Genomic DNA, 20,939 nt, shown 5'->3' on the forward strand with positions numbered 1-20,939 from the left:
CAGCCGGGAGGGCGCATGGTGGAAGAAGTCAGGCACGACTTCACGCACGACGTCACGCACGACGGGGCCGGGCACGGTCCACGGGAGCGAAGGAGCTGACATGAGGCCGAGCACGAAGGCGCTGGTCGCCGCGGGGTCGGGTATCACCGTGGGGCTCGCGGGCCTGGCGCTGACCACCCTGCCCGCGGGCGCGGACGACGATCCGGTGCTCCCCGCGATCGAACCGGAGGCCCTGGTCGCCTCGGCCCTGGCGGCCGAGCCGCAGGCGTTCTCCGGCGAGGCCGAGGTGAGCAACGAGCTCGGGCTGCCCGCCCTGCCCGGCACGGAGGACCTCGACTTCGAGTCGGCGCGGGTGTTCCACGACGGCCAGGAGAGCGCCCGGGTCCAGGTCGAGAAGCCGACGTCCGAGGTGACGTTCGTGAAGAACCCCGACGAGGCCTGGGCCTACGACTCGCAGGAGCGCACGGCGAAGCACGTCACCTGGGACGACGCCGACGCCGCGGCCGCCCGGAAGCACGCCGAGGCCCAGCTCGCGGACCCCGCGCAGGCTGCCGCCGAGATCATCGAGCAGCTCCGGCCCACCAGCGAGATCACCGTGGACGGGACGGCACGCGTCGCCGGCCGCGCCGCGTACGAGCTCGTGCTGACGCCCAAGCCGACGGAGAAGACGCTGCTGCGCGAGGTCACCGTGGCGATCGACGAGCAGACCCGCATGCCGCTCGCGTTCGACGTGTACGCCAACGGCCGGTCCGAGCCCGTGCTCTCGCTCGGGTTCGTCGCGCTCGACCTCGGCGCGCAGGACCCGGCGCTGTTCGACTTCACGCCGCCGCAGGGCACGAAGGTCGAGACCCCCGACGTGGGCGACGCCGCGGGGCACCGCGCCGGGACGGACGGTGCCGGCAAGAACGGTGCCGGCAAGGACAAGGCAGCCGAGCGCATGGCCGAGCACGGCACGACGACGGTCGGCGACGGCTGGGACACCGTGGTGATCGCCGAGATGCCCACGGAGATGCCCACTGACATGCCGTCCGACATGCCGTCCGACATGCCGTCCGACATGCCCGCCGGGATGCCCGAGGGAGCGTTCGGCGGCGGGCAGGACCTGGCCGGGACACTGGCCCAGATCGGGCAGCCGGTGTCCGGCGACTTCGGCACCGGGACCCACGTGCAGATCACGGTCGGCGGCGCGATCGTGACCGACGACGGCCGGGTCGCGGTCGGCGCGGTGCCCCAGCAGGTGCTCGTCGACGCCCTGGACCAGCAGTGACCGCAGGCGGCGGGGCACCGGACACCGGCCCGGAGACCGGCACCGCCGCCCGCACCGCCCTCGCAGCCCGCACCCGCGGGCTGCGCAAGGTCTACCGCGGCACGGTCGCCGTCGACGGCGTCGACCTGGAGGTGCCCGAGGGCGCCGTGGTCGGGATGCTGGGCCCGAACGGCTCCGGCAAGACGACGACGATCCGGATGCTGCTCGGGCTCGTGCAGCCGACCGAGGGTGAGATCGAGCTGCTCGGGGCGCCCGTGCCGGGGGCGGCCGACCGCGTGCTCCCGCACGTCGGCGCCCTGGTGGAGAGCCCGGGGTTCCACCCGTTCCTGTCGGGCCGCGAGAACCTGCTGCGCTTCGCTGCCGCGGAGCCCTTCCTGTCCGGGCGGGCGCTGGACGGCGCGGTGTCGGCCGCGCTGGAGCGGGTCGGCCTCGCGGACGCCGCCCGGCGCAAGTACCGTGCCTACTCGCTCGGCATGAAGCAGCGCCTGGGGCTCGCCTCGGCGCTGCTGGTGCCGCGTCGGCTCGTGGTGCTCGACGAACCGACGAACGGCCTCGACCCGGCCGGTACGCAGGAGATCCGCCGGATCATCGCGGAGCTGCACGCCGGCGGCGTGACGGTGCTCGTGTCCTCGCACCTCCTGGCCGAGGTCGAGGCCACGTGCACCCACGTGGTCGTGCTCAACGAGGGCGTCGTCGTCGCGCAGGGCGCGCTGGACGACCTGCTGGAGTCCGGCAGCCCGGCGCTGCTCGTCTCCACGCCCGACGGCGCCCGGGCCGTGGACGTGCTGCGTGACCGCCGCGTCCCCGCCCGGCTCGCCCCGGACGGCGTCCGCGTGGACCTGTCGACGACGCCGCCGGCCACGGTGATCGAGGTGCTGGTGGGTGCAGGAGTCGGCGTGGACGAGGCCCGGCGGGAGCGCACCGGGCTGGAGGAGGTCTTCGCGCGGCTCACCCACGACGTCGGCGCCGGCACCGGAGCCAGGGAACCTGCGAGCGAACGAGCCGGCGAACGTGCCGGAGCGGGGGCCGACCGATGACCGCCCCGGACCTCGCCACGAGCCCGAGCCTCGACCCCGACGGCGTCCTGCCCGCCCGCCGCCGCGCGCCGCTCGGCCGCCTGCTGCGCTCGGAGCTGCGCTGGATCTTCCGGCGGCCGCGCACCCTGGTCGTGCTCGCGCTGCTCACCGTGCTGCCGGTGATCACCGGCATCGCCGTCGACCTGACGTTCGACGGCGCGGCGGCACCCGACCCGACCGCCGGACCCGGCCCGGGCGGTGGCGGCCCGGGTGAGGGGCCGCCCATCTTCGTGACCATGGCCAGCAGCGCGTTCGTGCTGCCGCTGGGCTCGCTGATGACGCTCCTGATGCTCCTGCTGCCGCTCACCGTCGCCATGGCGAGCGGCGACGCGCTGGCCGGCGAGCAGTCCACCGGCGCGCTGCGCGGCTGGCTGCTGGCGCCCGTCGCCCGGGGCCGGCTGCTGTTGGTCAAGGCCGTGGGCGTGCTCGTCGTCGCGCTGGTCGCGGCCACGCTGGTCGCGACGTCCGGCCTGGTCACCGGGCTCGTCCTGTCCGGGACCGATGGCCTGGTGTCGATGTCGGGCACCCAGCTCTCCGTCGGGGACGTGCTGTGGCGCCTCGCCATCGCCGTCGCCTGGGCCACGGTGTACCTGATGGCGGTCGGCGCGGTGGCGCTCGCGATCTCGGCGTCGACCGAGCACCCGATGCTCGTGGTGGTGAGCGTGCTGGGCGGGCTCATCGTGTCCGGCGTGCTGCTGCAGATCTCGGCGCTGGACTGGCTGCACCCGTACCTGCTGCCGACGTCGCTGGCGAGCCTCGCCGACCTGATCCGGGACCCGCTCGCGTTCGACGGCCTGGCCGAGGGCGCGTTCCGGTCGCTGTGCTACCTCGTGATCGGCATGTCCCTGGCCTACGCCCGCATCACCACCCGCGACGGCTGAGCAGGACGGCCGAGAAAAGCGAGACGCCGCCGCGCGCCTCCCGTACAGAAGGCGCGCGACGGCGTCGGGCAGCGGGGATCAGTCCCCGACGTTGTCCGCGTAGTCGATGTCGCGCGTCTCGCGCGTCAGGAGCAGCGCGACCAGCGTGATCACGGCCATCGCGGAGAGGTAGACGCCCACGAGCACCGGCGAGCCGTCGCCCTTGGCCCACAGCCACACGGCGATGAACGGGGCCACGGCGGCGCCGAGCACCGACGACAGGTTGTACGCGATGCCGGAGCCCGTGTACCGGACGTTGGCCGGGAACAGCTCGGGCAGCACGGCCGCCATCGGGCCGAACGTGAGGCCCATGAGCGTGAAGCCGAGGATCAGCAGGGTCTGCACGCCGATGTCGCCCGCGGCGAACAGCGGCACGAACAGGGCACCGAACACGATGATCGCCACCGTGACCCAGATGAGGTGCTTGCGGCGGCCGAACCTCTCCGCCATCGGCCCGGACGCGAGCGTGAAGATACCGAAGAACACGACGCCGATGATCAGCATCCAGAGGAAGTCGATCTTCTCGTAGCCGAGGCCGGCGGGGGAGCCGTCGGTCGGCTCGGCGACCGCCACGCCGTAGTTCAGCGTGAACGTCGTCATCAGGTAGAACAGCACGTACGTGGCGAGCATGATGAACGTGCCCGAGATGATCTGCCTCCACGACGTGCGGAACACGCGGGCCACCGGCACCTTGCTGACGGCCTCGGCCGCGAGCACCTTGCGGAACGCCGGGGTCTCCAGCAGCGAGAGCCGCACCCACAGGCCCACGATCACGAGCACCGCCGAGGCGATGAACGGGATGCGCCAGCCCCAGGCCGCGAACTGCTCGGGCGTGAGCGACGTCGACAGGGCGATGAACACCGTGTTGGCGAGGATGAAGCCGATGGGCGCGCCGAGCTGCGGGAACGTGCCGTAGATGGCGCGCTTGCCCTCGGGTGCGTTCTCCGTGGCCAGCAGGGCGGCGCCGCTCCACTCGCCGCCGAGGCCGAGGCCCTGGCAGAACCGGCACAGCACGAGCACCGCGGGGGCCGCGAGGGCCCAGCCGGGGGTCGACGCCGCGGGGATGAGACCGATCAGGACCGTCGCGATACCCATCGTGAGCAGCGACGCGACCAGCGTCGCCTTGCGGCCGATCCGGTCACCGAAGTGCCCGAACAGGACCGAGCCGACCGGCCGCGCCACGAAGGCGACGCCGAAGACGGCGAAGGACGACAGGAGCTGCGTGGTCGGGTCCTCGGCGTTCGGGAAGAACAGCGCGGGGAAGACCAGCGAGGCCGCGGTCGCGTAGATGTAGAAGTCATAGAACTCGATGGAGGTACCGATGAGGGAGGCGACGACGACGCGGCCGCGGGGATTCCCGGCCGGCGCTGTGCTCTCCCCGCCGCCGGGGGTCCCGGCGGTCGGTGCTGCGGAGGTGCTCATGCTCGCGAGATTAGGCGCGTCGTCCGCCATCCGGGAAGGGCGTCTCGCGATACGGATGGGGTCTTGACGTAGGCTGCGGCCGTCGGCAAGCGCCCGTCGCGGACCCGTCATGCGCGAGCGATGTGCACACACGGCGTGTCGAACTGCGGCCTGGTGCGTCGCGAGTGAAGGTGTGGTGAACGGTGAATACTCCCACTGGTTGCCGTGTTGGCACGACCGGCGGTGAGGGGCAGGATCGACCGGGCGCCCCCGGAGGCTCCGCCATCGGAAATCCATCATCGGAACGAACGAGACGACGACGAGGATATGAACGATCTGCTGTATGTGAACGGCGGCAACCCGCTCAACGGGACCATCACCGTTCGAGGCGCAAAGAACTTCGTGTCGAAGTCCATGGTGGCTTCTCTGCTGGGGGAGACCCCGAGCGTGCTGCGGAACGTCCCGCAGATCCGTGACGTCAAGGTCGTCTCGGGGCTCCTGGACCTGCACGGCGTGAACGTCAAGTACGACACCGACGCCGGCATCCTGGACCTCGACCCGTCCAACGTCGAGTCCGCCCACGTGGCCGACATCGACGCGCACGCCGGCTCCAGCCGTATCCCGATCCTGTTCTGCGGGCCGCTGCTGCACCGCCTCGGCGAGGCGTTCATCCCGGACCTGGGCGGCTGCCGCATCGGCGACCGGCCGATCAACTACCACCTCGACATCCTGCGCCAGTTCGGCGCCGTCGTGGACAAGCGGCCCAACGGCATCCACCTGCGCGCCCCGCGGCGCCTGCAGGGCACCAAGATCTCGCTGCCCTACCCGTCGGTGGGCGCCACCGAGCAGACCCTGCTGACGGCGGTCCGCGCGGACGGCATCACCGAGCTCTCGGGCGCGGCGATCGAGCCCGAGATCATGGACCTCATCGCGGTGCTGCAGAAGATGGGCGCGATCATCTCGGTCGACACCGACCGCGTGATCCGCATCGAGGGCGTCGACCGCCTCGAGGGCTACACGCACACGGCCCTGAACGACCGCATCGAGACCGCCTCCTGGGCCTCCGCGGCCCTGGCCACGGGCGGCGACATCACCGTCAAGGGCGCCACGCAGCCCGAGATGATGACCTTCCTCAACACCTTCCGGAAGGTCGGCGGCCGCTTCGAGGTGCAGGACGACGGCATCCGCTTCTGGCACGCCGGCGGCGACCTCAAGTCGATCGTGCTGGAGACCGACGTCCACCCCGGCTTCATGACGGACTGGCAGCAGCCGCTCGTCGTCGCGCTCACGCAGGCCACCGGCCTGTCGATCGTGCACGAGACCGTCTACGAGAACCGGTTCGGCTTCACCGACGCCCTGCGCAAGATGGGCGCCACGATCCAGGTCTACAAGGAGTGCCTGGGCGGTCGCGACTGCCGGTTCGGCCAGCGCAACTTCCACCACTCCGCCGTCGTCTCCGGCCCGACGCCGCTGTCCGCGGCCGACATCGAGGTGCCGGACCTGCGCGGCGGGTTCTCCCACCTCATCGCGGCCCTGGCCGCCAAGGGGCAGTCGACGGTGCGCGGCATCGGCCTGATCGACCGCGGCTACGAGAACTTCCAGGACAAGCTGGAGGCCCTGGGCGCCGAGGTCGTCCGCGGCTGACCAGGCGGACCTTGCCGGCGAACGTAGGCCTGGTCGCCTCATGAGGACTCATGAGGCGACCAGGCCTACGTTCGGCCCCACCCGGCCAGGGAGGCGGGCTGGGCCGAGTATCCTTTCGGCCGTGTCCATCCCACGCCCCGAGTCGCGCATGTATCGCTTCGTAGCGTTCCTCGTGCGGAACCTCATGTTCGCGCTGTGCAAGTACGAGTGGAAGGGCGGCGAGAACTTCCCGGCCAAGGGCGGGTTCATCGCCGCGGCCAACCACGTCACCGAGCTCGACGCGCTGACGCTGGCGCACTACCTCTTCGACATGGGCCGCGAGCCCCGCATCCTGGCCAAGCGCGGACTGTTCGACTCGCCGCTGACGGGATGGGCCCTGCGCGGCACCAAGATGATCCCGGTGGACCGGGACTCCGCGAAGTCCGCCGAGTCGCTGAAGGACGCCGCGAGCCAGCTCGGCGACGGCGCCTGCGTCGCGATCCTGCCCGAGGGCACCCTGACGCGCGACCCCGACTACTGGCCCATGGAGGGCAAGACCGGCGTGGCCCGCATCGCGCTGACGACGCGTCTGCCCGTGCTCCCGGTCGCGCAGTGGGGCGTCACCGACATCCTGCCGCGGTACGGCCGGCTGCCCAAGCCGTTCCCGCGCAAGAAGGTGACCATCCAGACCGGCCCGCCCGTCGACCTGAGCGACCTCTACGACCGGCCGCAGGACACCGCGACGCTCCGCGAGGCCACCTCCCGCATCATGGACGCGATCAGCGCCGAGCTGGAGCAGATCCGCGGCGAGAAGGCTCCGAAGCCCCGGTTCGACCTGCGCAAGCACCCTGACTACGAGGCCAAGATGACGAACTACCCCCCGGTGGAGCGCCCGTGAGCGAAGCGACCCAGACCCAGGCCACCCCGGGGCGGCCCCGCGTCGCCGTGCTCGGCGCCGGATCCATGGGCACCACGTTCGCGATGGTGCTGGCCGACGCCGGCTGCGACGTCACCCTGTGGGGCCGCGACGTCGCCGTGCTCGACGCCGTCGACCGCACGCACCGCAACGAGAAGTACCTGCCGGGCGTGCAGCTGCCCGCGATGCACGGCACCACGGACCCGGCGGTCGCCCTGCGCGACGCGTCGATCGTGGTCGTCTCCGTGCCGTCCCAGGTGGCCCGCGCCACGCTGGAGTCGATGAAGCACCTGGTGCACGAGGTGGCGGCGCCGGGCGCCGTCGTCGTCTCCCTGATGAAGGGCGTCGAGCTCGGCACGGACAAGCGCATGACCCAGGTCATGGCCGAGGTGCTGGAGCTGCCCGACGAGCGCGTCGCCGTCGTCTCCGGGCCGAACCTGGCGCCCGAGATCGCCGAGCGGCAGCCGACGGCGACCGTGGTCGCCTCCCGCAGCGAGGCGACGGCCCAGCTCGTGGCCTCCGCCTGCTCGACCGGTTATTTCCGCCCGTACACGAACACCGACGTGGTGGGCGTGGAGCTCTGCGGCGCGGTGAAGAACATCATCGCCCTGGCCGCCGGCATGGCGCAGGGGCAGGGCCTCGGCTGGAACACGCTGGCCACGCTCATCACGCGCGGCCTGGTGGAGATCACGCGCCTCGGCCTCGCGCTGGGCGCCGACGCCGCCACGTTCTCCGGCCTGGCCGGCATGGGCGACCTGATGGCGACGTGCGCGTCGCCGCTGTCGCGCAACCACCGGCTCGGCAAGCACGTGGGTGAGGGCCTCACCCTCGCCGAGGCGATCAAGGCCACCGGCGGCACGGCCGAGGGCGTCAAGTCGTCCGAGTCGGTGCTGGAGCTCGCCCGCGCGCACGACGTCGAGATGCCGATCACCGCGGGCGTCGTCGAGGTGCTGGCGGGCCGGCTGCCGCTCTCCGAGCTCGCGGCGGCGCTGCTGGCGCGGCCCCAGAAGTCGGAGGTCGCGGGCTAGGTTCTGCTCGGCCCCCGCCCTGGGCAGCGACACGTGGGGAGGTCAGTGCTGGACGTCGACCACCACGCGCATCGGGTCCTCCAGCAGGAACGCCCGGAACGGGCGCTCGGCCCCGTCCACGCCGAGGAACGCCGTCGTGTACCCCTCGAACCAGTAGCGGTACACGATCTCGTCGATCGCCTCCGTGTCCGCGGGCTCGATGCGGTCGCCCGAGAACTCGTCGACGCCGCTGTCCATCGGGGTGGCGGTGCCCGAGATCGACACCCGCAGGATCGCGTCGCCGGCCACGCGCACGGTGTCCCCGGAGCCGTCGTCGACGGCCTGGTCCACGTACTCGACGCGCCAGCCCGGCTTGCCGCTGCCCGTGCCGTCCAGGTCGAAGACGACCCGGTCGTAGCCGTCGTGCGTGGCGACCCGCACGTCCGTGACGCTCAGGAACGTGTTCCCCGCGCCGGAGGGCTCCGCGGTGTCGGGCTCCGTGTTCGCGGCGAAGGCCGGGCCCGAGGCGGTCTCCGTGGCCGAGGCCGCGGGTTCGGGCTCCGGCTCGGCGGGCTCGCTCGCGCCGTCGCCCGCGCCCGCTGATTCCGACGGTTCCTGGGACGCGCCGGGCCCCGAGGCGATCGGCGCCGGTGCGGACTCGTCGCCTCCGGGTCCCTGCGCGCTCGTGCATCCGGCCAGGAGCAGCGCCGCGCACGCGGCGATCGCAGTGGTGGCCAGAGCGCTGGTGGTCAGGGCGGTTCGGTGTCCGGCTCGTCCCATGTTCCCAGCGTAGGTGCAGGTCCGCCGACGGTGGGGTCACGGATCGGCCACTTCTTGACCACCCAGTACTCCTGACCACACTTCCTGACTCTGCACTCTTGACTTGTGATACATGTGACGTACTACATTTAGCCCCGCGTCGTTCAACGGTGATGGCGAAGTGCTGGCCGTGCCGCCCGTGCTGACCAAGAGGACAAAGGAGTCGCTCGATGAATCCGATCACGCGAAGAGATCTCCTGCGCACCACCGGCCTGACGGCGGGCGCGTTCGCGCTCGCCGGGCACGCCCCGGCGGTGGCGGCCGCCGACCCCGCCGAGGAGCCCGAGGCCCCCGACACGAACCCGATGCGGCTCTGGTACACCGCCCCGGCCGAGGAGTGGCTGCAGGCGCTGGCCGTCGGCAACGGCCGGCTCGGCGCCATGGTGTTCGGCGGCGTCGCGGCCGAGAAGCTCATGCTCAACGAGGACACGGTCTGGGCCGGCGGCCCGCACGACTACGCCGACCCGCTCGGGCACGAGGCCCTGCCGGAGATCCGCCGGCTGATCAGCGAGGAGAAGTGGCTGGAGGCCCAGAACCTCGCCGACGAGCGGTTCATGGGCCGCCCCACGGAGCAGATGCAGTACCAGCCGGTCGGCGACCTGCTCCTGACCTTTCCCGGCCTGACCGACGACGTCACGGACTACCGGCGGTCGCTCGACCTGAGCACCGCGATCACGACCACCACGTTCGTGGCCGACGGCGTGCGCCACACCCGCGAGGTGTTCGGCAGCCACGCCCACCAGGTGATCGTCGTGCGGCTGACCGCGAGCGAGCGGGGCGGGATCTCGTTCGACGCCGGCTACCAGTCGCTCCAGGAGACGTCGACGTACGCGCACGACGCCCGCACGCTCGCCCTGGAGGGCGTCAGCGGCGAGGCCGAGGGCCTGGAGGGCAAGGTGCGCTTCGTCAGCCTGGCCCGTGCCCTGCCCGAGGGCGGCACCGTGACCTGCGACGACGTCGGCCTGCACGTGCGGGGCGCCGACGCCGTCACGCTGGTCGTCTCCATCGGCACCAGCCACCGCAACTATCTCGACGTCGGCGGCGACCACCTCGCGGCGGCCCTCGCCCCGTTGGAGAAGACGCCGGACCACGGGTACGGCATCCTGCGGCGCGCCCACGTGCGCGACCACCAGGAGATGTTCGGCCGGGTGGACATCGACCTGGGCACCTCGGCGTCCGTCGACCTGCCGACCGACCAGCGGGTCGCCGCCTTCCGCGACGGCCAGGACCCGCAGCTCGCGGCGCTTTACTACCAGTTCGGGCGGTACCTGCTGATCTCCAGCTCGCGGACGCCGGGCCAGCCCGCCAACCTGCAGGGCCTGTGGAACGACCAGATGCTGCCGCCGTGGCAGTCGAAGTACACCCTGAACATCAACTGCCAGATGAACTACTGGCCCGCCGGCCCGGCGAACCTCGCCGAGTGCTGGCAGCCGCTCTTCGCGATGATCGAGGAGCTGGCCGAGTCCGGCGCCCGGACGGCGCAGAAGATGTGGGGCGCGAAGGGCTGGGTGGCGCACCACAACACCGACCTGTGGCGCGGGTCGGCTCCCGTGGACTTCGCGTACTACGGCGTCTGGCCCACCGGCGGCGCCTGGCTCTCGCTGCTGTTCTGGGAACACTACGAGTACACCGGCGACCTCGACGTGCTGCGGGAGTACTTCCCGGTGCTGCGCGGGTCGGTCGAGTTCTTCCTCGACACCCTCGTGCAGGACGCCGCGACCGGCTACCTGGTGACCAGCCCGTCGCACTCGCCCGAGCTCAAGCACCACGACATCGACGACGTGGGCGTGAGCATGTGCGCGGGCCCGACCATGGACATGCAGATCCTGCGGGACCTGTTCACGGCGTTCGACCGGGCGTCCGAGGTGCTCGGCCAGGACCGCGAGATGGCCGCGCAGGCGCTGGCCGCGCGCGAGCAGCTGCCGCCCAACCAGATCGGCTTCCTGGGGCAGGTCCAGGAGTGGCTGATCGACTGGGAGGAGGCCGCGCAGGAGACCAGCCGGCACGTCTCGCACCTCTGGGGCGTGTTCCCCAGCGACCAGATCACGCCGCGCCGCACGCCCGAGCTGGCCGCGGCGGCGAACCGGTCGCTCGAGCTGCGCGGTCCCGCGGTCACGGCGGGCTGGTCGCTCGCCTGGAAGATGAACATCCGCGCCCGGCTGCTCCAGCGGGACGGCGTCTACACCCACCTGAAGCAGCTCCTCTCGCCCGGCCGCACCGCGCCGAACCTGTTCGACCTGCACCCGCCGTTCCAGATCGACGGCAACTTCGGGGGCACCTCGGCGATCAACGAGACCCTCGTGCAGAGCCACTCCGGCGAGGTCTGGCTGCTGCCGTGCCTGCCGGCGGCCTTCCCGGAGGGGAAGGTGCGCGGCCTGCGCACGCGCGGCGCGTTCGAGCTCGCCCTGACCTGGCGGGACGGCGCCCTGCGGTCCGCCCGCGTGCAGTCGCTGGCGGGCAACACGATCCGGCTGCGCACGCAGGGCCCGGTCCGGGTCTCCGGCCCCGGCGGCCCGGTCGACGTCGAGCGGCCCGAGGAGGGCCTCGCCGTCTTCCGGACGCGCCGCGGGGCCACGTACGTCGTCGAACCGACGGCCTGAGCAGGCCCGCCGGCCCACCGGCACCCACGACCCACCTCACCGAACCACCCGCAAGAACCGCACCCACGAAAGGACACAGATGTCCAGGAATTGGATTCAGACCAGCACCGTGGCGGTCGCCGCGCTGAGCCTGGTCGCCGCCGCGGGAGGCGGCGGGGTCGCGCTCGACCGGCTCGCCGACGCCGCGGTCGCGGCGACGTCCGCGAAGTGCCAGCAGCTCTATGTGTCCCCGACGGGCGACGACGAGGGCAGGGGCACGGCCAAGGACCCGTTCAGGACGGTCGACCGGGCCCGCGCGCACATCCAGGAGGCGGGCCTGAACAAGGAGCGCCGTCAGCGCTGCGACATCACGGTGAACCTCGCGGCGGGCGACTACCCCGTCACGGAGACCATCGCGTTCACGGAGAAGGACTCGGGCGCCGGCGGGCACCAGGTCGTCTACCGCAGCAGCGACGGCCCGGGCAAGGCCAACCTCGTGGGCGCCGAGGAGGTGACCGGCTGGGAGGAGTACCAGGACGGCATCTACAAGACCCAGGTCGACCCCGACGAGCAGTTCTACACGCTCTTCGAGGACGGCGAGCGCTCCGAGCTGGCGCGCTACCCCAACCGCGGCTCGGACGACACCCAGGGCCCGTACCTGTTCTCGCGGCTCGGTGAGCCCGAGAAGGAGGCCGTGCACCAGTGGCTGTACTGGCAGGACGGCGACTGGGACCCGGCCTGGGACGACACCCCCGAGAGCAACCCGCTCAAGGACGCGCAGGTCACGCTGTGGTCGGGCGGCTCGTGGAGCTGGTTCACCGACATCGTGCCGATCGGCGGCGCGGACTACCGCAAGGGGTTCGCCACGCTCGACCACTGGGCGCGCTACGCCCTGGTGAACAGCCGCAGCGGGTCGCGCTACTTCATCCAGAACGCGCTGCCGTTCCTGGACCAGGCGGGCGAGTACTACATCGACCGTGAGGCCGGCGAGCTGTACTACAAGCCGCGGGGCGACATCGACGCCGTCACGATCATGAAGCCCACGGTCACGAAGGTGATCGACGTCAAGGGGGCCACGCCCGACGACAAGGCCCACGACATCACGTTCGACGGCATCGGCATCCAGTACTCCGACTTCGTCAGCTGGTACCGCTCGGGCTGGATCAGCGCGGGCGACTCCGGCGAGGAGCACAAGTACCCGGAGTACGACCGGCAGATCGAGATGCCGCGCAACCGGTTCGGCGCCGTCACGCTGGAGAACACGAGCGACATCACGCTCACCGGCATGCACATCCGGGACACCGGCTTCATGGGCGTCTACGCGCTGTTCGCCAACGACAACCTGACCGTCGAGGACTCCCTCCTGGAGAACCTCGGCGCCGACGGCATCAAGGTCGAGGGCGGCTGGCCGGGCGAGGGCGACATCTCGCACCACCACACCTTCCGCAACCTCTACATCCACCACGTCGGCGAGCTCGTCCCCGGCGACGCGGCGGGCATCGAGCTCATGGGCACCGGCGACAACCTCGTCGAGCACGTGAACGTGCGGCACTCCGCCCGGTACGGCATCAGCCTGGAGTCCCGGCCCGAGGTGGTGGACGGCGACCAGTACACCGACCACAACACCTTCCGATACATCCAGATCGACGAGGCCGGCCTCGACTCCGGCGACATGGGCGCCTTCTACACCTACGGCGTCGACAACCAGGACCCGTACCCGGTGCAGAACACGGTGGACCAGATGGTCATCGGCGACGTCATCCCCGACCCGGTGGGCGAGATGCCCGACAGCGGCACCCGGGGCATCCACATGGACGCGGGCGGCTGTGCGTTCTCGTTCAGCAACATCGAGGTGGGCGAGACGACCGACCAGTCGTACCAGTCGTACCAGTGCAACGAGGTGACCAACGGCAACTGGGAGGCCGACTTCGACGCCAGCAAGATGGAGTACGACCTCATCGGCGTGACGGACGCGTTCCCGTACCCGGTCCCGGAGTCCTGACCGACCCGCTGACCGAGCCGTAAGCGCTGGTCGAGCTTCGCTGGTCGAGCCTGCCCCGCTGGTCGAGCCTTCGCTGGCCGAGCTTGTCGAGACCTCACCCGGTCTCGACAAGCTCGACCAGCGGGGTGCCGACCAGCGGGGTGCCGACCAGCAGGTGCGGCTCGGACGGCGTGCGACACCTCGACAGACCACGTGTTCATCGACCGAGAGGACGACGATGTCCAGACAATGGATCCGGGACGGCGCCGTGGCCGTCGCCGCGCTGAGCCTGGTGGCCGGCCTGACCGGAGGCGCCGGGCTCGACGGCCTCGCCGCGCTGGGCGCGGACCGGTGCCCGCAGCTCTACGTCGCCCCGTCCGGGGACGACGACGGCCGGGGTACCGCCAAGGACCCGTGGCGCACGATCGAACGGGCCCGTGACCACGTCCGGGAGGCGGGCCTGAACCGTCCGGGGCGCATGAGGTGCGACATCACGATCAATCTCGCGGCGGGCGACTACCCCGTCACGGAGACCATCGAGCTGACCGAGCAGGACTCGGGTACCGGCGGTAACCAGGTGGTCTACCGCAGCAGCGACGGCCCTGGCGCGGCCAACCTGGTCGGCGCCGAGGAGGTCACCGGGTGGGAGCCGTACCGGGACGGCATCTACAAGGCCGAGGTCGACACCGACACGCCGTTCTACACGCTCTTCGTCGACGGCGAGCGGGCCACGACCGCGCGGCACCCGAACCGCACGTCGGCGGACACCCACGCGCCGTACCTGGTCTCGCGGCTCATCGAGCCGGAGAAGGAGGGGGTCCGCGACCAGATCGGCTACCACCCGGGCGACTGGGACGAGTCGGCGGACCTGGGGTCCTACACGAGCTGGCCGGCGCAGGTGACCATCTGGTCGGGCGGCTCGTGGAGCTGGTTCACCGACACCGTGCCGATCAAGAACGCCGACACCGCGGACAGCGACAACAAGATCATCCTGGACCACTGGACGCGGTACGCGATGATGAACACCCGCAGCGGCTCCCGGTACTTCCTGCAGAACTCGCTGGACTTCCTCGACCAGGCGGGCGAGTACTACCTCGACCACGAGGCGGGGGAGGTCTACTACAAGCCGCAGGGCGGCACAAGCGGCACAGGCGGTACGGACGGCACCGGCGGCATGGACGGCGTCCGGGTCATGCGGCCGACGGTCACCAAGGTGCTCGACGTCAAGGGCGCCTCGCCCGAGGACCGGGCGCACGACATCACGTTCGACGGCATCGGCGTCCAGTACTCCGACTACCTCGGGTGGTACCGCGCCGGGTGGATCAGCGCGGGCGACTCGGGCGTGGAGCACGAGTACCCCGAGTACGACCGGCAGATCGAGATGCCGCGCAACCGGTTCGGGGCCGTGACGCTGGAGAACACGAGCGACGTCACGCTCACCGGGATGCACGTCCGGGACACCGGGTTCACGGGCGTCTACGCGCTGTTCGCGAACGACCACCTCACGGTCGAGAACAGCCTGTTCGAGAACCTGGGCGCGGACGGCGTCAAGGTCGAGGGCGGCTGGCCGGGGGAGGGCGACCTGTCGCACCACCACACCTTCCGCAACCTCTACATCCACCACGTGGGGGAGCTGGTGCCCGGTGACGCCGCCGGGATCGAGCTCATGAGCACCGGCGACAACCTGGTCGAGCACGTCCAGGTCGAGCACTCCGCGCGCTACGGGATCAGCCTGGAGTCGCGCCCGGAGGTGGTCGACGGCGACCAGTACACCGACAACAACACCTTCCGGTACATCAGGATCGAGAAGGCGGGGCTGGACTCCGGTGACATGGGCGCGTTCTACACCTACGGCGTCGACAACCAGGAGCCCCACCCCGTCCAGAACACGGTGGACCAGATGGTGATCGGCGACGTCATCCCGGACCCCGCCGGGGCCATGCCGGACAGCGGCACCCGCGGCGTGCACATGGACGCCGGGGGCTGTGCGTTCTCGTTCAGCAACATCGAGGTGGGCGAGACGACCGACCAGTCGTACCAGTCGTACCAGTGCAACGAGGTGAGCAACGGCAACTGGGAGGACGGCTTCGACGCGTCGCTGATGGAGTACGACAAGATCGGCGTCACCGACGCCTTCCCGTACCCGGTCCCGTAACCGCTGGTCGAGCCGGCTCCGCTGGTCGAGCCCGCCCGCTGGTCGAGCTTGTCGAGACCTCACCAGGTCTCGACAAGCTCGACCAGCGACGTCGCTCGACCAGCGTGCGTCACGCCGCCCGGCGGAACGTCCTCCGGTAGGCCGACGGCGTCACGCCCAGCGCCGCCGTCACGTGGGCCCGCAGCGACTGCGCCGTGCCGAACCCGCACCGCCGCGCCACCTGCTCGACCGGCAGCACCGTGGTCTCCAGCAGGGTCCGCGCGTGCTCGACCCGCTGGCGGGTCAGCCACTGCGCCGGGCTCTCCCCGGTCTCGTCCCGGAACCGCCGCGTGAAGGTGCGCACCGACATCGCGGCGTGCCGTGCCAGGTCGGACAGCGTCAGCGGCTCGTCGAGCCGGTCCAGCGCCCAGGCGCGGGCGGCGGCCGTGCTCGCGCCACGGCTCCCCGCGGCGCCCGTGACCGACGCAGCGGCCCGCTCGACGGCCCGCTCGATCCCCACGGGCCGCCGGATGTACTGCGCCTGGCCGCCGTCGCGATGGGGCGGCACCACGGTGCGGCGCGCGACGTCCTGCGCGACGGCGGTGCCGTGGTCCCGCCGCACCACGTGCAGGCACAGGTCGACGCCGGAGGCGACGCCCGCCGAGGTGAGCACGTCGCCGTCGTCGGTGTACAGGACGTCCGGGTCGAGCTCCACGCGTGGGTAGAGCTGCCGGAAGCGCTCGCTCTCCAGCCAGTGGGTCGTGGCGGGGCGGCCGTCGAGCAGCCCCGCCGCCGCGAGCACGAACGCGCCCGTGCAGATCGACATCAGCCGGGCCCCCGGCCGGATCCGGGCGAGCGCGGCGGCGAGCTCGGGTTCGAGCCGCGGTTCGCCGGCGGCCGGGTCCGTGCCGTCCGGCCCGGAGGTGTGCGACGCCGGTACGACCACGGTGTCCGCCGTCTCCAGCGCCTCGGGCCCGTGCTCCACCTGGACCAGGACGTCGGAGTCCGACCGCACCAGGCCCGGGCCGCCGGGCGTGCAGGTCACGACCTCGTACAGGGGTTGGTGCTCGGCGTCGCGCGCGATGCCGAAGATCCGGTGCGGGATGCCGAGCTCGAACGGGATGAAGCCGGGCCGGATCAGGACGGCCACGCGGTGCCGGGGCGGGGTGTGCTGGGCCATGTCCCGATCATATGGCCCGAACCTAGCGTTGTGTGTCCTCCCGGCCACTGTTTCCGGCCGTCGCTGCCCAGCATGCTGATCCCGTGACCCAGACAGACGTCCCCGTGCCGGCGGGCCAGAACGCCTCGCAGCCACCGCGGCGCACCGCGCCCCGCATCCACCCCGCCTGGTGGGTGGCCCTGGTCAGCTTCGTGACCGTCATGTGCGCCGCGGCGTTCACCGCGGCGCCCGGCCTGTTCGTCGACCCGCTGAACGCGGAGCTCGGCTGGTCGCGCGCCACCATCGGCTTCGCCGTCGGCCTCCAGTCCGTGCTCTACGGGCTGACGGCGCCGTTCGCCGCCTCCCTGATGGACCGGTTCGGCATGCGCCCCGTGGTCAGCGTCGCGCTCGTCGTCATCACGGGCGGCGCCCTGTCGACCGTCTGGATGTCGGAGCCCTGGCAGTTCGTGCTCGGCTGGGGCCTCCTGGTCGGGGTGGGCAGCGGCAGCATGGCGCTCGCGTTCACCGCCACGGTGACCGGGCGCTGGTTCGTGGCGCGGCGCGGCCTGGTCAGCGGCGTCCTGACGGCGGCCACGGCGTCGGGCCAGCTCGTGTTCCTGCCGCTGCTCGCGTGGATCGTGGAGAGCCAGGGCTGGCGGCCGGCGTCGGTCACGGTGGCCATCGCGTCGCTCGTGGCGATCCCGCTCGTGCTCTTCCTGCTGCGCGACCACCCGGCCGACATGGGGCTGGCGCCCTACGGCGGCACGTACGCGCCCAAGCCCGCGCCGACGCGCGGCGCGGCCCGCCGCGCCGTCACCGCCCTGTTCGACGCCGCCCGCACGGGTCCGTTCTGGCTGCTGGCCGGGGCTTTCGCGATCTGCGGCGCGACGACGAACGGGCTGGTCCGCACGCACTTCGTGCCCGGGGCGCACGACCACGGCATGCCCATCACGGTGGCCGCGAGCCTGCTGGCCGTGATCGGCGTCGTCGACGTGATCGGCACCATCGGGTCGGGCTGGCTGACCGACCGGTACTCCCCGCGCGTGCTGCTCGGCGTCTACTACACGCTGCGCGGCGTGGCCCTGCTGTTCCTGCCCTCGCTCATGGCCCCGAACGTGGAGATGCCGATGGTGTTCTTCATCGTGTTCTACGGGCTGGACTGGGTGGCGACCGTGCCCCCGACGCTCGCCCTGTGCCGCGAGTTCTACGGCGAGGACGCGCCCATCGTGTTCGGCTGGGTGCTCGCGTCGCACCAGGTCGGTGCGGGCGTGGTGGCCTTCGCGGGCGGCCTGGTGCGCGACATGACCGGCTCGTACGACGCCGTCTGGTACGGCGCGGGGGCGCTGTGCGCGGGCGCTGCGCTCATGTCGCTGGTGATCCGCCGGGTCCGGCAGCCCGCCCCGCACGTGTCAGACGCGTGAGCCACCCGCGCCACGTGTCAGACCCACAGATCACCCGGGTGACCTGTGGGTCCGACACGTGCGGGGTGGTCTGACAGGTCGCCCTGCGGACGGGCGGGGCGCCCGTCGCGGGGCGGTCGTATTCTCCCGACCATGAGCACCACCCCTGAGCACCCCGTCACGCAGCACGACGTCACGCAGCACGCCGGGCTGGCCCCCGCCACCCTCGTCGTCGCCGCTGGGCGCCCGGCGCGCGAGCAGGGCGGGCACATCAACCCGTCCGTGCCGCTGAACTCGACGTACGTGTCGCGCGGCGTGGTCACCTCCGGCGAGCTCTCGTACGCGCGGGGCGACAACGACGCCTGGCACCCGTTCGAGTCGGCGCTGGCCGCGCTGGAGGCGGGTGCGGGGGAGCCGGGCGAGGCGCTCGTCTTCTCCTCCGGGATGGCCGCGATCGCCGCCGTCTTCTCCCTGGTGCCCGACGGCGGCACGCTCGTGCTGCCGCGGCACGCCTACCAGGCGGGCATGGTGCTGGCGCGCCAGATCTCGGAGCGGCACGGCGTGACGCTGCGGTACGTGGACATCGCGGACACCGACGCCGTGGTCGCCGCGCTGGAGGGCGCCGACCTGTTCCTGGCCGAGTCGCCCACCAACCCGATGCTGGAGGTCGCCGACCTGCCCGCCGTGCTCGCCGCGGCGCGGGCCGCCGGGGTGCGCTCGGTGGTGGACAACACGTTCGCGACGCCGCTCGGGCAGCGGCCGCTGGAGCACGGCGCCGACATCGTGCTGCACTCCGTCACCAAGTACCTGGCGGGGCACTCGGACGTCGTGCTGGGCGCGCTCGTGACGCGCGACGCCGACCTGGCCGCGACCCTGCGCGAGCACCGCACGCTGCACGGCGCGATCGCCGGGCCGTTCGAGGTGTGGCTCGCCCTGCGCGGCCTGCGCACCCTCGCGCTGCGGTTCGAGCGGGCCCAGGCCACGGCCGCCGAGCTCGCCCGCCGGCTCGCGGAGCACCCCGACGTCGCCGAGGTGCGGCACCCGTCGCTGCCCGGCGACCCGGGACACGAGCGCGCGAAGGCGCAGATGAACGGGTTCGGCGCGATCCTCGGGGTGCGGCCGGCGCCCCGCGCCGGCGTCGGGCCGGTCGAGCGGGCGGACGCCGTGGTCGACGCCGTCGGGCTGTGGCTGCCCGCGACCTCGCTGGGTGGCGTGGAGTCGATGCTGGAGCGCCGCCGCCGCTGGGGCACCGAGGCGCACACCGTCCCCGAGGACCTGCTGCGCCTGTCGGTCGGCATCGAGGACGTCGAGGACCTCTGGCGCGACCTGGACGCGGCGCTCCGCGCCTGACCGGGCGCGGGAGGACGGTAAGACGTCGAGCGGTCGGCAGGATGTCAGGTGGTCGGCAACTCGAGCTGCCGACCACCTGACATTCTGCCGACCACCCGGTTTCGCCCCGCCAGCGCCAGCGCCCCGGTTACTCCAGCGGCCCCAGGAGGGACTGGGCCACCGTGGCGTGGGCGGCGTCGTCGCTGCTGGGGTGGAAGATGCCCGCGAGCACGTCCCGGTACAGGCGGCCCAGCTCGGAGCCGTTGAAGTAGGTCGAGCCGCCGGAGACCCGGACGGCCTGGTCCACGATCTCGCGCGCCGCGTCGGTGACCCGCACCTTGAGCCCGGCCGTGGCGCGGAACCAGCCCGCGCCGCGGTCCAGCGCCGGGTCCGCGGCCGAGGCGTCGAGGTCGCCGGTGATCCCGTCGAGCTGGAGCCACACGCTGTCCAGCGCCAGCGCCATGTCGGCGATGCGGCGGCGGACGTCGGGGTCCTGGGCGTAGGACTTGCCCGTCTTCATCGACTTCCGCTTGCCCGCGGCCTCGACGGCGAGCTCCAGCGCGCGGTCCGCGATGCCCGCGTACACCGACGACAGCAGCACCTCGAACGACGTGAAGATGCCCAGCACGTACGGGTCCAGCGAGGGTCCGGGCGGGAGCAGGCGCAGCACGCGGTCGGCGGGCGCGTGGGCGCCGTCGAGCACCGTGGAGCGCGACTGGGAGGCGCGCATGCCGATGGTGTCCCAGTCGTCGAGGATCTCGAACCCGCCGCCCTCGCGGGTGATGAACGCGTGCACCAGGCGCGCCGAGCCGCTGCGGCCGCGCAGCATCCCCGTCTTCTCCAGGCCGAGCACGCCGAGCCGGGTCCAGGCGGGGGAGTTCGACGTAAAGATCTTGCGACCGTGAAAGGTGAACCCGCCGGACCCGTCGGACCGCGCCTCCGTGCGCGAGCCGAGCAGCACCAGGTCGTTGCCCGGCTCCGAGTACCCGAAGCCGAACACCTCGCCCGTCGCGGCCTCGCGCAGCAGCCAGTCCAGCGACGAGTCGCCGCGTTCGTGCAGGTAGCGGCCCACGCTCACCCACACGTGGTGCATGTTCACGGCCAGCGCGGTGGCCGGCGCGTGCGCGGCCAGCCGGGCCTGCAGGCGGGCGGTCTGCCGCAGCGTGAGCCCGGCGCCGCCGAGGGCCGTGGGGACCATCGCGCCGAGGTAGCCCGAGGCCTGGAGGTCGGCCAGGTCCTCGGAGAAGAAGGCGTTGTCCCGGTCGTAGTCGGCGGCACGACGGCGGATGTCGGAAAGCAGCTCGTCGGACAGTAGATCGGTCACGTCA

Annotated in this window: 15 protein-coding genes; 11 read left to right on the top strand and 4 right to left on the bottom strand. The window is 72.1% G+C overall.

What is annotated here, in order from left to right:
- Positions 1–100: 100 nt before the first annotated feature.
- The 3 genes from H291_RS0104230 to H291_RS0104240 are packed head-to-tail and all read left to right on the top strand — an operon-like array spanning position 101 to position 3,224.
- On the top strand, positions 101–1,267 hold the full coding sequence (locus H291_RS0104230) for a LolA family protein (protein ID WP_020013731.1): 1,167 nt from the start codon (positions 101–103) through the stop codon (positions 1,265–1,267).
- A complete protein-coding gene (locus H291_RS0104235) occupies positions 1,264–2,304 on the top strand; it encodes an ABC transporter ATP-binding protein (RefSeq protein WP_020013732.1) in 1,041 nt (346 codons plus the stop codon). Before H291_RS0104230 ends, H291_RS0104235 begins: the two co-directional genes overlap by 4 nt.
- On the top strand, positions 2,301–3,224 hold the full coding sequence (locus H291_RS0104240) for an ABC transporter permease subunit (protein ID WP_020013733.1): 924 nt from the start codon (positions 2,301–2,303) through the stop codon (positions 3,222–3,224). Before H291_RS0104235 ends, H291_RS0104240 begins: the two co-directional genes overlap by 4 nt.
- 78 nt (positions 3,225–3,302) lie before the next feature.
- On the opposite strand, the gene H291_RS0104245 is transcribed toward H291_RS0104240, so the two are convergent.
- Positions 3,303–4,685, bottom strand: coding sequence for an MFS transporter (locus H291_RS0104245; RefSeq protein ID WP_020013734.1), 1,383 nt, complete (start codon positions 4,683–4,685; stop codon positions 3,303–3,305).
- 306 nt (positions 4,686–4,991) lie between these two features.
- Here H291_RS0104245 and murA point away from each other — a divergent pair, with 306 nt between their 5' ends.
- From murA to H291_RS0104260, 3 genes are all read left to right on the top strand, one after another.
- Entirely contained in the window at positions 4,992–6,308 is a 1,317-nt protein-coding gene (murA, locus tag H291_RS0104250; protein WP_020013735.1) for a UDP-N-acetylglucosamine 1-carboxyvinyltransferase, read from the top strand.
- Between the two features lie 121 nt (positions 6,309–6,429).
- Positions 6,430–7,185 carry a lysophospholipid acyltransferase family protein gene (locus tag H291_RS0104255; RefSeq protein WP_026365382.1) on the top strand — a complete coding sequence of 252 codons (756 nt, stop codon included), beginning with the start codon at positions 6,430–6,432 and terminating at the stop codon, positions 7,183–7,185.
- Entirely contained in the window at positions 7,182–8,231 is a 1,050-nt protein-coding gene (locus H291_RS0104260; protein WP_020013737.1) for an NAD(P)H-dependent glycerol-3-phosphate dehydrogenase, read from the top strand. Before H291_RS0104255 ends, H291_RS0104260 begins: the two co-directional genes overlap by 4 nt.
- Before the next feature lie 42 nt (positions 8,232–8,273).
- Here H291_RS0104260 and H291_RS0104265 read toward each other — a convergent pair whose 3' ends face one another.
- Entirely contained in the window at positions 8,274–8,990 is a 717-nt protein-coding gene (locus tag H291_RS0104265) for an AMIN-like domain-containing (lipo)protein (protein ID WP_020013738.1), read from the bottom strand.
- A gap of 209 nt (positions 8,991–9,199) precedes the next feature.
- Between H291_RS0104265 and H291_RS0104270 the strand changes: the two genes are divergently transcribed.
- The 3 genes from H291_RS0104270 to H291_RS0104280 all read left to right on the top strand — a co-directional run bounded on the left by H291_RS0104270 (position 9,200) and on the right by H291_RS0104280 (position 15,744).
- Positions 9,200–11,629 (top strand): glycoside hydrolase family 95 protein, encoded by a 2,430-nt coding sequence (locus H291_RS0104270; protein ID WP_020013739.1) that lies wholly within the window; start codon positions 9,200–9,202, stop codon positions 11,627–11,629.
- 79 nt (positions 11,630–11,708) lie between these two features.
- Positions 11,709–13,610: a right-handed parallel beta-helix repeat-containing protein gene (locus tag H291_RS0104275; protein WP_051109377.1), complete on the top strand. Its 1,902-nt coding sequence runs from the start codon at positions 11,709–11,711 to the stop codon at positions 13,608–13,610.
- 217 nt (positions 13,611–13,827) lie between these two features.
- The gene (locus H291_RS0104280; RefSeq protein ID WP_084467725.1) at positions 13,828–15,744 is read left to right on the top strand and encodes a right-handed parallel beta-helix repeat-containing protein; all 1,917 of its coding nucleotides are present in this window, start codon (positions 13,828–13,830) and stop codon (positions 15,742–15,744) included.
- Between the two features lie 109 nt (positions 15,745–15,853).
- On the opposite strand, the gene H291_RS0104285 is transcribed toward H291_RS0104280, so the two are convergent.
- Positions 15,854–16,903 (bottom strand): GlxA family transcriptional regulator, encoded by a 1,050-nt coding sequence (locus H291_RS0104285; protein ID WP_020013742.1) that lies wholly within the window; start codon positions 16,901–16,903, stop codon positions 15,854–15,856.
- Positions 16,904–16,986: 83 nt separating this feature from the next.
- Here H291_RS0104285 and H291_RS0104290 point away from each other — a divergent pair, with 83 nt between their 5' ends.
- A complete protein-coding gene (locus H291_RS0104290) occupies positions 16,987–18,303 on the top strand; it encodes an MFS transporter (RefSeq protein ID WP_026365384.1) in 1,317 nt (438 codons plus the stop codon).
- A gap of 132 nt (positions 18,304–18,435) precedes the next feature.
- The gene (locus H291_RS0104295; RefSeq protein WP_020013744.1) at positions 18,436–19,632 is read left to right on the top strand and encodes a trans-sulfuration enzyme family protein; all 1,197 of its coding nucleotides are present in this window, start codon (positions 18,436–18,438) and stop codon (positions 19,630–19,632) included.
- A 127-nt stretch (positions 19,633–19,759) separates the two neighbouring features.
- Here H291_RS0104295 and H291_RS0104300 read toward each other — a convergent pair whose 3' ends face one another.
- Positions 19,760–20,935 (bottom strand): acyl-CoA dehydrogenase family protein, encoded by a 1,176-nt coding sequence (locus H291_RS0104300; RefSeq protein ID WP_020013745.1) that lies wholly within the window; start codon positions 20,933–20,935, stop codon positions 19,760–19,762.
- Between the last annotated feature and the right edge of the window lie 4 nt (positions 20,936–20,939).

It is taken from the genome of Promicromonospora sukumoe 327MFSha3.1, from assembly GCF_000385135.1.
GTDB classification, from domain to species: domain Bacteria; phylum Actinomycetota; class Actinomycetes; order Actinomycetales; family Cellulomonadaceae; genus Promicromonospora; species Promicromonospora sukumoe_B.

Excerpts from the sequence above, each read along its gene's own strand:
- H291_RS0104295 (WP_020013744.1), top strand. The coding sequence starts at position 18,436 with ATGAGCACCACCCCTGAGCACCCCGTCACGCAGCACGACGTCACGCAG.
- H291_RS0104280 (WP_084467725.1), top strand. The coding sequence starts at position 13,828 with ATGTCCAGACAATGGATCCGGGACGGCGCCGTGGCCGTCGCCGCGCTG.
- H291_RS0104245 (WP_020013734.1), bottom strand. The coding sequence starts at position 4,685 with ATGAGCACCTCCGCAGCACCGACCGCCGGGACCCCCGGCGGCGGGGAG.
- H291_RS0104265 (WP_020013738.1), bottom strand. The coding sequence starts at position 8,990 with ATGGGACGAGCCGGACACCGAACCGCCCTGACCACCAGCGCTCTGGCC.
- murA (WP_020013735.1), top strand. The coding sequence starts at position 4,992 with ATGAACGATCTGCTGTATGTGAACGGCGGCAACCCGCTCAACGGGACC.
- H291_RS0104275 (WP_051109377.1), top strand. The coding sequence starts at position 11,709 with ATGTCCAGGAATTGGATTCAGACCAGCACCGTGGCGGTCGCCGCGCTG.
- H291_RS0104285 (WP_020013742.1), bottom strand. The coding sequence starts at position 16,903 with ATGGCCCAGCACACCCCGCCCCGGCACCGCGTGGCCGTCCTGATCCGG.
- H291_RS0104270 (WP_020013739.1), top strand. The coding sequence starts at position 9,200 with ATGAATCCGATCACGCGAAGAGATCTCCTGCGCACCACCGGCCTGACG.
- H291_RS0104240 (WP_020013733.1), top strand. The coding sequence starts at position 2,301 with ATGACCGCCCCGGACCTCGCCACGAGCCCGAGCCTCGACCCCGACGGC.
- H291_RS0104230 (WP_020013731.1), top strand. The coding sequence starts at position 101 with ATGAGGCCGAGCACGAAGGCGCTGGTCGCCGCGGGGTCGGGTATCACC.